At 39.3% G+C, this 12,218-nt stretch carries 11 protein-coding genes; all 11 read left to right on the top strand.

Annotated features, from left to right (window positions below):
- Nucleotides 1-378: 378 nt before the first annotated feature.
- The 11 genes from HMPREF2961_RS05580 to copB all read left to right on the top strand — a co-directional run bounded on the left by HMPREF2961_RS05580 (nt 379) and on the right by copB (nt 12,153).
- Nucleotides 379-765: an iron-sulfur cluster biosynthesis family protein gene (locus HMPREF2961_RS05580; RefSeq protein ID WP_002328482.1), complete on the top strand. Its 387-nt coding sequence runs from the start codon at nt 379-381 to the stop codon at nt 763-765.
- 168 nt (nt 766-933) lie between these two features.
- Entirely contained in the window at nt 934-1,608 is a 675-nt protein-coding gene (locus HMPREF2961_RS05575; protein ID WP_070704257.1) for an SGNH/GDSL hydrolase family protein, read from the top strand.
- Nucleotides 1,605-1,946, top strand: a complete 342-nt coding sequence (locus HMPREF2961_RS05570) for a GNAT family N-acetyltransferase (RefSeq protein ID WP_070704254.1) — start codon at nt 1,605-1,607, stop codon at nt 1,944-1,946. Before HMPREF2961_RS05575 ends, HMPREF2961_RS05570 begins: the two co-directional genes overlap by 4 nt.
- Before the next feature lie 29 nt (nt 1,947-1,975).
- Complete coding sequence (locus HMPREF2961_RS05565) at nt 1,976-2,335, top strand: YccF domain-containing protein (protein WP_002291778.1); 360 nt, start codon at nt 1,976-1,978, stop codon at nt 2,333-2,335.
- A 203-nt stretch (nt 2,336-2,538) separates the two neighbouring features.
- Nucleotides 2,539-4,620, top strand: a complete 2,082-nt coding sequence (locus HMPREF2961_RS05560) for a heavy metal translocating P-type ATPase (RefSeq protein WP_070704251.1) — start codon at nt 2,539-2,541, stop codon at nt 4,618-4,620.
- 310 nt (nt 4,621-4,930) lie between these two features.
- Nucleotides 4,931-6,397 carry an APC family permease gene (locus tag HMPREF2961_RS05555; RefSeq protein ID WP_070704248.1) on the top strand — a complete coding sequence of 489 codons (1,467 nt, stop codon included), beginning with the start codon at nt 4,931-4,933 and terminating at the stop codon, nt 6,395-6,397.
- Nucleotides 6,398-6,506: 109 nt separating this feature from the next.
- Complete coding sequence (locus HMPREF2961_RS05550; protein WP_070704245.1) at nt 6,507-7,046, top strand: P-loop NTPase family protein; 540 nt, start codon at nt 6,507-6,509, stop codon at nt 7,044-7,046.
- A gap of 73 nt (nt 7,047-7,119) precedes the next feature.
- Nucleotides 7,120-7,560 (top strand): CopY/TcrY family copper transport repressor, encoded by a 441-nt coding sequence (locus HMPREF2961_RS05545; RefSeq protein WP_002313549.1) that lies wholly within the window; start codon nt 7,120-7,122, stop codon nt 7,558-7,560.
- Between the two features lie 12 nt (nt 7,561-7,572).
- Complete coding sequence (gene copZ / locus HMPREF2961_RS05540) at nt 7,573-7,782, top strand: copper chaperone CopZ (RefSeq protein WP_002308701.1); 210 nt, start codon at nt 7,573-7,575, stop codon at nt 7,780-7,782.
- Complete coding sequence (locus HMPREF2961_RS05535; protein ID WP_070704242.1) at nt 7,782-9,968, top strand: heavy metal translocating P-type ATPase; 2,187 nt, start codon at nt 7,782-7,784, stop codon at nt 9,966-9,968. The genes copZ and HMPREF2961_RS05535 overlap by 1 nt, the downstream gene beginning before the upstream one ends.
- A 19-nt stretch (nt 9,969-9,987) precedes the next feature.
- Nucleotides 9,988-12,153: a copper/silver-translocating P-type ATPase CopB gene (copB, locus tag HMPREF2961_RS05530; protein ID WP_002316394.1), complete on the top strand. Its 2,166-nt coding sequence runs from the start codon at nt 9,988-9,990 to the stop codon at nt 12,151-12,153.
- The last annotated feature ends 65 nt before the right edge of the window (nt 12,154-12,218 follow it).

The raw sequence follows: 12,218 nt of genomic DNA, 5'->3' as shown, positions 1-12,218 counted from the left end.
TCAAGTAATAAGAACAGCCAAGCAAAAACAGCTTTTCATGTTTTTGAATTGGTGGAGCTTAATACCGAGAAACTGGCTTTTGAACACCGTTTAAGGAAGAGGTTGTGAAATCAGTGCCTTGACCTGAGTATTAGAGAAACAAAACGGAAAAATAGCTTCTCATATTTTACCGTTTTTTGAGCTAATATCGAGGGTCAGCTGATTGAACACCGTTTATTCTAAAAAAGAACTGCGAACTCTCTCAGTTCTTTTTTAAAATACGGGATAAAGGAAGTTTCCAGCAGACAAGAGAAGAAAGCAAAAGAAATTGCTATTTTCTTCACAAGATTCTATAATGAAATCGCGATCAATCAAACATATACAAAGAAGGCGATTCAAATGGAAATTCGATTTGATGATGCTTCTGCTGCTGAAATAAAGCAGTATCTAGCACCTGGAAACAAACTAATATTAACATTCGAAGATGGAGTAGGTCCGTATTCTCAGCATGCAATGATCCACATGCAAGTTCAATTCACCCTTGGAATCATCGGATCAGATATGTCGACAGAAAGTTATGACCAATCTATCCCAAGCAATCTAGGAGAGATATTAGTAAAGGGATATTCGTTGGCAGACTTAGATGAGCATATGAATATACGTTTTGATGCTTCTCGTCATATTTTGAGTTTGACGGGCGACAGTGGGCTGATTGACGGAAACTTAGGTCTGATCGATTTCACTGAATCAAACAACGAAGGAATCAAGAAAAATACGGCACGTTAAGAAAAAAGCATAAAAAACTAGGCACTTGCTGAGTATTCATCCAATCGTTTGAAGAAACTAGGCGGGTGTCTTTTTTTATACATCTATTTTCTCTTTCGTCTTGGTAGAGCTTATGGGATAATATAAAGAAGAAAATCGTCGTTTTATTCAAAAAGGAGTTTTTGACAAATGAAAACACGCGTGTTATTTATTGGTGACAGCATTACAGACGTAGGAAGAGACCGTTCAGAAGCAACGGATCTAGGTAAAGGGTATCCGCTTTTGATTGCCGGGAAACTAATCTCTCAATATCCAACGATGGAATTTGAATGTATAAATCGTGGGATAGGAGGAGACAAAATTGCAGATCTGCAAGCACGCTGGCAAGAAGATTGTTTAGCTCTGCAACCTGATTATGTATCGATTTTGATTGGGATCAATGATACGTGGCATAATACTGGAGATCAAGCTATATTCGGCACTGAGAAATCTGCGCAGCAATTTGAATCCGTTTATCGAGAGTTACTAAATGAACTTCAAGCAGCTGGAATCTGCAATATCGTCTTAATGGAGCCTTTTGTACTTCCTGTGACAAATGATCGTTATGGGTGGCGCAAAGACTTAGACCCTAAGATCCAAACCGTTCGTAAACTCGCAAAAGAATATGGCACATTGCTGATTCCTTTAGATGGGATATTCAATGCTTTAGGAATCGCTTATGGTTTTTCGAAATATACAAAAGAAGATGGCGTGCATCCAACGATTGGCGGACACGAGATTATTGCACAAAGTTGGATAGATGCGATTTCCGCAGTTGATTTTTTTAGTGGAAATAAAAATGAACGAAAGAAAAGGGAGAAATGATGGAAATACGAAGGGCAGTAAAAGAAGATCTCCCTCAAATCAATCAGCTGATTACTGATCATCCAGAATCATTCGTAAAAGTAAAAACGGCAGCTGAACTACATGATAGGAATAAACTATTGATCGTTGCTGTAACAAAAGAAAACCGGATCATCGGTTTTGCGCAAGCAGATGAACAGCAACCAGAAGAACGGGTGGATCAGCGACCAGCAGGAAAACTAATCCAACACACATTAGTAACAAAAGAAAAAACGGAAGAAATCCAAAAAAGATTTGCGGAATACTTGATGCTGGAAGCTAAAAAACGAAAAATCAAATCGTTTTTTGTCCAGTTCTAATTAAAAACAGTAATAAAAGGAGAAATACAATGAGTTGTTTAGGAAATGTCATCTGGTTCATATTTGGCGGACTAATTGGGGGTCTTAGCTGGTTAGCAGCAGGGGTACTTTGGTGTATCACGATCATTGGTATCCCTATCGGTATGCAGTGTTTTAAAATCGCCTCCCTTTCTTTTGCGCCTTTTGGCAAAGAAGTAATTTACCACCAGTCCGGCATGTCATTGATTGTCAACATCATCTGGCTGATCGTTTCAGGTCTCCCAATTGCTCTTGGACATGTCGTCAGCGGCATCCTTCTATGTATCACGATTATAGGGATACCATTTGCAAAGCAATCTTTCAAACTTGCTCGATTGGCGTTGATGCCATTTGGTGCAGAGATTATATAAGTCAGGATGTTCTAAAAGAGTGTCCTAAACATGTTTTATGAACGAGAGAACTGGATGAAACACAACTATCACGTGTTTGATCTGGTTCTTTTTATGTTTTGAAAACTCATTTTTTCTTTCAGATACCTTGACATATGAATAACCATTCATTTATAATTAGTTATGAAGAGATATTCATATGTTAAAGCGAGGAGGTCATTAAAATGAAAAGTTACAGATTAGAAGGTTTAGACTGTGCGAACTGTGCGATGAAAATCGAAAAAGGAGTCCAACAAATCGATGGAGTCAAGGAAGCAACGGTAAATTTCACTTCTGGAAAACTAACGATTGACGTAGAGGAAGATCGATTAGCTACGGTTGAACAGGAAACGAAAAAAGTAGTGAGGGAATTAGAACCAGATGTCAAGGTAACAGAAATAGACAAGGAAAAAGTATCTGAACATGGAAATGAAAAAGAGAGAAACACGCTGATCCGGATTTTATTTTCACTTGCAGGTATCGCTGTCTTGCTATTATTTGATTTTAATGAACCAATTCGTTTGATAGGGTATTTATTGATTTATCTGCTGATAGGATATGATGTAGTGAAAAAAGCGGTGATGAATATCGTCAAAGGACAAATCTTTGATGAAAATTTCCTCATGTCTGTTGCTACAATCGGCGCTATGTTGATCGGTGAATATCCAGAAGCCGTAGCAGTGATGCTATTTTATCAAATCGGCGAATATTTCCAAGGATTGGCAGTCAATCATTCAAGAAAATCGATTCGTGAATTGATGGCTATCCGTCCAGAAACAGCGCACATACAGACAGCAGAAGGATTGATGACCGTGAATCCTGAAGATGTGCAGATTGGTCAGTATGTACTTGTTAAGCCTGGTGAACGTGTACCGTTAGATGGAACGATTATCGAAGGAGAATCATTAGTTGATACATCCGCACTTACAGGTGAATCCGTTCCTAAATCTGTATATGTTGGGGAAACAGTATTAAGTGGATTTATCAATAAAAATAAACCATTTTTAGTTCAAGTAGAAAAATCCTATGAAAATTCTACCATCAGTAAATTATTAGAATTAGTAGAAAATGCCAGCAGCAAAAAAGCACCAGCTGAAAATTTCATTACCAAATTCGCGCGATATTATACACCAGTCGTTGTAGGGCTGGCCGTCTTATTGGCTGTTTTACCTCCAATAGTTTCTGGAGCGGCGTTTTCTGAATGGATCTATCGGGCGTTGACATTTTTAGTGATCTCATGTCCATGTGCATTAGTGATTTCCGTACCACTTAGTTTCTTTGGTGGGATCGGCGGAGCAAGTAAAATTGGTGTATTAATAAAAGGTTCAAATTATTTGGAATTGCTTGCACAAACTGAGACAGTGGTATTCGATAAAACTGGCACATTAACGAAAGGCGACTTTTCGATCCAGACGATCGATCCAACAGGAATTGATCCAAAGAAATTTATGCAATATGTTGCAAGTGCAGAACAGTTTTCTACACATCCGATTGCGCAATCCGTTTTAGAAGGTTACGAAGGTCCGCTTTTACCGGCAACAAATATCCAAGAATTTGCAGGTGAAGGGATCTTAGCTGAAGTTGACAGCAAACAAATATTAGTAGGTAATCACAAATTGATGGAAAGGTTTGAGATCTCTTTTCCTTCAAGTCAAGAAATCGGTACATTGCTTTATATAGCAATCGACCAAAGTTATAGTGGTTATCTTGTCGTTGCGGATACCTTGAAAGAAGATGCCGTAGACGCATTGGTTCAACTAAAACAGGCTGGTGTCAAGCACACAGTCATGTTGACAGGTGATTCGAAAAAAATCGCTGATCATATCGGGAAGCAAGTTGGCGTGGACAAGATATACAGTGAACTACTCCCAGAAGATAAAGTACAGCGGTTAGAGGAAATCTTACAAAGAAGCAATAAAAAGACCGCCTTTGTCGGAGATGGAATCAACGATGCACCAGTGCTAGCAAGAGCAGATGTAGGGATCGCAATGGGTGGGTTAGGAAGCGATGCTGCAATTGAAGCAGCAGATGTAGTCATCATGAACGATCAACCATCGAAGATTGCAGATGCGATCCGGTTAGCTAAGAAAACATTGAAGATCGTCAAGCAGAACATTGTTTTTGCTATTGGAATAAAAATGTTGGTACTTGCCTTAGGTGCTTTTGGTTTTGCAACAATGGGAGATGCAGTATTTGCAGATGTCGGGGTAACAGTCCTAGCTGTTTTGAATGCCATGCGAAGCTTACATGTAAAAAATAAATATTGACCAGTAGAGAGGACGAATGAGCGTCCTCTTTTTTTATACCTTTTTCTTAATAAAAGAATACAAAGAAAATGGCTAAGATTATAAAATAACTGATGTTTTTAATTTTGCAGAAAATTCAAAATTGCTTTAAATACAATAAAATCAATGAAATGAAAGAAAACAACTCCTTTTTTTGATGGAAAAAATATGAAAAAATGATGTGTATTAAATAAAAGAATACACACATAAAATAACGCTGTCTTGTAAGTTTGTTAAAAATTGAATATGATTACATTTGGTTAACAAATTTTTATTATAAAGGAGAGAACGAATGAACAATAAACAATTACGCTGGTTCACTGTTGCGTTAATTGCATTCAACATGGTTTGGGGCATGGGGAATGTAGTTAATAACTATGCCCAGCAAGGAGTATCAGTTGTCACCTCTTGGCTATTGATTCTAGCCATTTATTTCATTCCATACGCATTGATCGTTGGACAATTAGGATCAGCCTTCAAGGATAGTAAAGGAGGCGTCAGTTCATGGGTCGAAAATACGACATCCAATAAACGGCTGGCATATTATGCTGCTTGGACTTACTGGGTCGTGCATATTCCTTATTTGGCACAAAAACCTCAAGCCATCCTGATTGCAGGGGGTTGGGCGGTCCAAGGAAATGGAAATATCGTAAATACGATGTCAGTCCAAATGGTAGCAGTTATTTCACTTATTATATTTCTTGCCTTTTTATATTTATCAACAAAAGGACTTTCTACGTTGAAAGTGATCGGCGGATTAGCCGGAACAGCGATGTTCGTTATGTCGATCTTATTTATTCTTTTAGCAGTAACGGCACCGTTCATCAACCCAACGATGGAATTTGCCACACCGCATATGAATCAAGTGAAAACATATATTCCAACCTTTGACTTCAGTTATTTCACAACCGTCTCTATGTTAGTGTTTGCAGTTGGAGGAGCGGAAAAAATATCCCCTTATGTCAACTCTACAAGAAACCCTGCAAAAGAATTTCCTAAAGGGATGATTTTCTTAGCAGCAATGGTAGGGATTTGTGCTGTATTAGGTTCAGTCGCAATGGGCATGCTGTTTGCTAGCGATAATATCCCTAAAGACTTGATGGCAAATGGGGCATACAGTGCTTTTCAAATTTTAGGTAATTACTATGGTATCGGTAACTCATTGATGATTATTTACGCATTGACAAATATGATCGGGCAAATCTCCGCATTAGCCTTTTCAATCGATGCACCGTTAAAAATCTTGTTAGCAGATGCAGATCCAGAATTCGTACCAAACTGGCTACGTAAACGTAGTCATAAAGGTACATTAGTAAACGGCTATCTTTTGACAGGTATCCTAGTAGGAATCATTATTTTGCTGCCAATCTTCGGTATCAAAGATATGAATGAATTAGTTAAATGGTTGACGAACTTGAACTCAGTTGTTATGCCAATGCGTTACCTATGGGTGTTCTTGGCGTATATGATGTTGAATAAAGCTTATAAGAAATTCAATTCTGAATATAAATTTGTCAAAAATCCAAAAATCGGGTTTATCTTCGGTGCTTGGTGCTTTGCCTTCACTGCGTTCGCCTGTATCTTAGGAATGGTGCCAAAAGTAGATTATACTGCGGATCCTAAAGCATGGTGGTTCCAGCTATTCACGAATATCATCACACCAATCGTCTTGATCTTATTAGGCATGATCTTGCCGGCCATCGCTCGTCGAGACAGAAATAAAGAAATCACTGAGCCAGAAACTGTGGTTCAGTCTTAAAATAAAATTACTTCTTGCAAGAGTTGGCGTGTAGAGCCAACTCTTGTTTTTTTGTGGCGTTATAAATGGTATGATCGAACCAAATTCCAAAGAGAAGTGAGGGAGGAAAATGAAGATCATCGTGATTGGACAAAGTGGGTCGGGAAAATCGACCCTCGCAAGGAAGATCAAAGAAATCACGGGCTTTCCGCTACTGCCGCTAGACCTTTTATGGCATACAACAGATTACAGTATTCAGGCAAAAAAGTGGTTTTTGCAAGAACAGCAATCGTTTATGGTATCTAATCCGTCATGGATCGTTGAAGGAAATTATACTTCTACGTTAGAAGAGAGAATCAAAGAAGCAGATAAAATCATTTGGCTTAAAGTGCCGCGTTATGTCGCCATCTACCGAGTAGTTTGGCGTTCTCTAAAAAGAAAGATAAACAAAAAATCACGGCCAGATATGCCTGAAGCATTTACAGAGAAACTAAACAGGGAATACGTAGAATTTTTATCTTTTATCTGGCATTTTGAAGAAAACAATGAACCGAAAATACAGCAACTGATCCAAGAAAATCATGCACGAAACAAACTGATCATCCTTAAAACAAGAGGGGAAAAACAAGAATTTTTAACTAAATTGAAAATAGAGAGCAAAAATAATTGACAGTTTTTGTTTACAAGTGTAATCTGTATTCGTAAGCTATTGATTACATTTGTAAACGAAAGGTGTGAAATAAGTGGAGAAAGTCAAAACGCCGGTAAAAATCAGCGATTCAGAATGGGAGATCATGCGGGTTATTTGGACACTTGGGCAGACGACTGCCCAAGAAATCACGCAGATCTTAGCTGATTCGATGGATTGGAAACCAGCAACGATCAAAACTTTGCTGGGACGTTTGGTAAAAAAAGAAGTGATCTGGACAGAACAAGAAGGAAAAAAATTCATTTATCATCCAACTGTCTCAGAGATGGAAACAGTTCGTAGTGCGACGGAGAATCTTTTTTCCCATATCTGTGCAAAAAGGATTGGAGAGACGATTGCGGATCTAGTAGAAGAAGCTACTTTGACTCAAGAAGATATCAATGAAATCTTGAAACAATTAGAACAAAAGCAACCAGTCGAAACAATCGAATGCAACTGTATCCCAGGTCAATGTGAATGTAAACAACATCAATAGGAGGAAGAAAAAATGAAACAACAATTTTCAATCGAAGGTATGAGCTGCAATCATTGTGCTGCAAGAGTCGAAGAAGCGGTAAGCGCACTTGACGGCGTACAGAAAGTAAAAGTGAACTTGAAAAAAGCAAACGGTACAGTCAAGTTTGATGAAACAAAAGTCCAATCCGAAAAGATCTGTCAAGCAATCAATGGATTGGGATATAAAGCAGAGGTGATTTGATGGCAGCAGCAGAAACCAAAATGGACACATTCGTCATTACAGGTATGACTTGTGCAAATTGTTCTGCTAGGATCGAAAAAGAGCTGAACGGACAACCTGGTGTTGTCAATGCCACAGTCAACTTGGCCACTGAAAAAGCAAGTGTCAAATATGAAGGGACGACCACTGAAAAATTAATCCAAAGCGTAGAGAATATCGGCTATGGTGCGATTTTGTACGATGAAGCCCATAAACAAAAAATTGCGGAAGAAAAGCAAGTATATTTGAAAAAAATGCTATTCGATCTTGTATTGAGTACGATTTTGACTTTGCCATTGATGCTGTCAATGATTGCCATGATGTTGGGGAGCCATGCGGCAATTGTTCACTTTTTTCATCTGCCAATCGTTCAGTTAGTTCTGTCTACACCTGTCCAATTTTATGTTGGTGCTCGTTTTTATAAAGGGGCGTATCATGCAATCAAGACGAAAGCACCAAATATGGATGTACTAGTAGCAATCGGAACATCAGCTGCTTTTGCATTGAGCATTTACAACGGATTTTTCCGTGGACATCCCCAAGATCTTTATTTTGAAAGCAGCAGTATGATCATCACGTTGATTTTGCTCGGCAAATATTTGGAACATACAGCAAAAACGAAAACAGGTAATGCAATCAAACAATTGATGTCTCTTCAAACAAAAACAGCTCAAGTAATAAGAAACGGTAAAGAAGAAAAGTTAGCGATTGAAGAAGTCGTCGTTGGCGATCAGCTAGTCATCCGTCCTGGTGAGCAGATCCCAGCAGATGGTCGAATCATTTCAGGAAGTAGTGCGATCGATGAAAGTATGCTTACTGGCGAAAGTCTTCCTGTAGAAAAGAATCCAGATGACACACTCTTTGGCGGAACAATCAATACGAATGGTCTGCTTCACATGGCAGTCACACAAGTTGGTAAGCAGACAGTTTTAGCTCAAATCATCCAAATGGTGGAAGACGCTCAAGGAAGCAAAGCACCAATTCAAAAAATCGCGGATCGAATCTCAGGGATTTTTGTTCCGATCGTTTTAGTCATTGCATTCATCACACTAGTGGCGACAGGTTTGATCTCGGGTGATTGGCAACTTGCATTGATCCATAGCGTCTCTGTATTAGTCATTGCGTGTCCATGTGCATTAGGTTTAGCGACTCCAACAGCTATCATGGTAGGAACGGGTGTTGGCGCACGAAACGGAATCTTAATTAAAGGCGGAGAAGCATTAGAAGCAGCTGCTCACTTAGACAGCATTGTTTTGGATAAAACTGGAACGATTACAGAAGGAAAGCCCAAAGTTACAGATCTAGTCGGTTCTAAAGAAGTCCTATCTATTTTTTATACTTTAGAACAAGCTTCTGAACATCCACTAGGTAAAGCAATCGTGGAATACGGAAAACTGCAAGAAGCAGCAACATACGATATGATTGATTTTACAGCTCACCCAGGTGCTGGAATCAGCGGTACGATTAACGGAGTACGCTGTTTTGCGGGTACACGTAAACGATTAATTGAATTGAACCTATCATTTGATAAATACCAAGAACACGCGTTAGAATTAGAACAGCAGGGAAAAACAGTCATGTTTTTAGCTGATGAAAAGCAAGTGATCGGGCTGATTGCCGTGGCAGATCAAATCAAACAAGAAGCCAAACAAGCAATCAAGCAGTTACAGGATAAAGGATTAGATGTCTTTATGCTGACAGGAGACAACAAACTGGCAGCCGAAACGATCGGTAAACAAGTGGGGATTGATCCAATGCACATCTTTGCCGAAGTACTTCCAGAGGATAAAGCAGCCTATGTGGAAAAACTGCAGAAAGATGGCAAAAAAGTCGGTATGGCAGGCGATGGAATCAATGATGCGCCAGCTCTCGCATTAGCTGATGTTGGTATGGCAATGGGAAGTGGAACGGACATCGCGATGGAAACAGCAGATGTAACGCTGATGAATAGTAGTTTGGCGTCCATTGCTCAAACAATCGAGTTGTCTAGAATGACATTGAGAAAAATCAAACAAAATCTTTTCTGGGCTTTTGTCTATAATACGATTGGCATTCCTTTTGCTGCATTAGGCTTTTTGAATCCAATCATTGCAGGAGGAGCGATGGCGTTTAGTTCCGTCAGTGTATTGTTGAACTCCCTGAGCTTAAATCGGCACATGAAAAAGTAAGAGAAGGGATGGAGTAAAAATGAACGGGAACGATATGGAGAAAAAACAGGAGCATAAAAAAGAAGCAGGAAACAAAGAAAGTGCTCATTCAAACGAAAAACAGATGAAGCATGATCATAGCCAGATGGACCATTCGATGCATATGGAACATAACCATGGAGATATAGCGGACAGCAAACAAATGGACCATTCGATGCACATGGATCACGATCATGGCGGTATGGATCATTCCATGCACATGGGGAATTTCAAACAAAAATTTTGGCTATCGCTTATCCTAGCTATCCCAATCATTCTTTTTTCACCAATGATGGGAATGGAATTTCCCTTCCAGATAACATTTCCTGGTTCGGATTGGCTCGTACTGATCTTAGCAACTATACTGTTTATCTATGGCGGACAGCCATTTTTAAGCGGGGCAAAAATGGAATTGAAACAAAAAAGTCCTGCTATGATGACGCTGATCGCGATGGGGATTACAGTTGCATATATTTATAGTGTCTATTCGTTTATCGCGAATCTGATCAATCCTCATACGCACGTCATGGATTTCTTCTGGGAATTAGCTACATTGATCGTCATTATGTTGCTAGGTCACTGGATCGAAATGAACGCTGTTTCGAATGCCAGCAATGCTTTACAAAAACTAGCAGAATTACTGCCAGAATCAGTGAAACGCTTGACGAAAGAAGGAAAAGAAGAGACAGTCTCACTAAAAGAAGTAACCGAAGGCGATCATTTGATCGTCCGTTCCGGTGACAAAATGCCAACAGATGGTGTTATCTTGAAAGGTGAAACTATCGTTGATGAATCAGCTGTGACTGGCGAATCAAAAGGAATCAAAAAGCGAGCCAATGATAAAGTGATCGGCGGTTCTATCAATGGGGATGGAACGATCGAAATCGAAGTAACTGGAACTGGTGAAAATGGGTATCTAGCGAAGGTTATGGAAATGGTGCGAAAAGCACAAGGAGAAAAATCCAAGCTAGAGTCATTATCAGATAAAGTGGCAAAATGGCTGTTTTATATTGCCTTAATTGTCGGTATCTTGGCATTTATCGCATGGTTGTTCTTGACAGATCTTCCTAATGCATTGGAACGTATGGTCACTGTCTTTATCATCGCCTGTCCCCATGCTCTAGGTTTAGCTATCCCATTAGTTGTTGCTCGTTCCACATCGATCGCCGCTAAAAACGGATTGCTTTTGAAAAACCGTAACGCACTAGAGCAAGCCAATGATCTAGATGTGATCATGCTGGACAAAACCGGGACACTGACAGAAGGAAAATTTACGGTAACGGGTGTCGAAGTTCTTGATGATGCGTTCAATAAAAATGAAATCCTTCAATATTTAGGAGCATTGGAAGCGAATGCCAATCATCCATTGGCTATTGGCATTATGAATTATTTGAAAGAACATGAAATCAAGCCTTATCAAGCCGAAAATCTAAAAAATCTTTCAGGAGTTGGGCTAGAGGCAACAGTCAAAAACCAACAAGTGAAAATAGTTAATGAAAAAGAAGTTGAGCGTCTCGGATTAAATGTAGAACAAGCATTATTGAAACCTTACCAAGAACAAGGAAATACCATTAGCTTCCTGATTTTAGAAAATCATCTAGCTGCAATCGTTGCTTTAGGTGATGTAGTAAAAACAGAAGCAAAAGAGTTTATCCGAACATTGAAGGAAAGAAAAATCACTCCAGTCATGCTTACTGGCGACAATAAAAATGCTGCTCAAGCAGTAGCAGATTATTTAGGAATCGAAGAATATTACGGCGGTTTATTACCAGATGATAAAGAAGCTGTTGTCCAGAAATATCTTGACCAAGGGAAAAAAGTAATCATGGTGGGTGATGGGATTAATGATGCGCCAAGTTTAGCCCGTGCTTCTATTGGGATGGCAATAGGTGCAGGAACAGATATCGCAATCGATTCTGCGGATGTCGTCTTGACAAACAGCGATCCAAAAGATATTTTGCATTTCCTTGATTTAGCTAAGCAAACGCGAAAGAAAATGATCCAGAACCTCTGGTGGGGAGCAGGGTATAATATTCTCGCAATCCCACTAGCGGCCGGAATACTTGCACCAATTGGTATCCTATTAAGTCCAGCAGTTGGTGCTGTCTTGATGTCGTTAAGTACGGTAGTCGTAGCGCTGAATGCTTTGACATTGAAAATCAAATAATAATGAAAAAAGGTTGTGACAAAAAACGTGTCACAACCTTTTTTTACGAATAATCGATGCTCAAT

It is taken from the genome of Enterococcus sp. HMSC076E04, from assembly GCF_001814285.1.
Lineage (GTDB): Bacteria > Bacillota > Bacilli > Lactobacillales > Enterococcaceae > Enterococcus_B > Enterococcus_B lactis.
The sequence above is the reverse complement of the archived record's forward strand: the minus strand, read 5'-3'. Positions and strand labels throughout refer to the sequence as shown.

Bases quoted from the DNA above. Each gene is read 5' to 3' on its own strand.
- HMPREF2961_RS05580 (WP_002328482.1), top strand. From the start codon at position 379: ATGGAAATTCGATTTGATGATGCTTCTGCTGCTGAAATAAAGCAGTAT.
- HMPREF2961_RS05575 (WP_070704257.1), top strand. From the start codon at position 934: ATGAAAACACGCGTGTTATTTATTGGTGACAGCATTACAGACGTAGGA.
- HMPREF2961_RS05570 (WP_070704254.1), top strand. From the start codon at position 1,605: ATGATGGAAATACGAAGGGCAGTAAAAGAAGATCTCCCTCAAATCAAT.
- HMPREF2961_RS05565 (WP_002291778.1), top strand. From the start codon at position 1,976: ATGAGTTGTTTAGGAAATGTCATCTGGTTCATATTTGGCGGACTAATT.
- HMPREF2961_RS05560 (WP_070704251.1), top strand. From the start codon at position 2,539: ATGAAAAGTTACAGATTAGAAGGTTTAGACTGTGCGAACTGTGCGATG.
- HMPREF2961_RS05555 (WP_070704248.1), top strand. From the start codon at position 4,931: ATGAACAATAAACAATTACGCTGGTTCACTGTTGCGTTAATTGCATTC.
- HMPREF2961_RS05550 (WP_070704245.1), top strand. From the start codon at position 6,507: ATGAAGATCATCGTGATTGGACAAAGTGGGTCGGGAAAATCGACCCTC.
- copZ (WP_002308701.1), top strand. From the start codon at position 7,573: ATGAAACAACAATTTTCAATCGAAGGTATGAGCTGCAATCATTGTGCT.
- HMPREF2961_RS05535 (WP_070704242.1), top strand. From the start codon at position 7,782: ATGGCAGCAGCAGAAACCAAAATGGACACATTCGTCATTACAGGTATG.
- copB (WP_002316394.1), top strand. From the start codon at position 9,988: ATGAACGGGAACGATATGGAGAAAAAACAGGAGCATAAAAAAGAAGCA.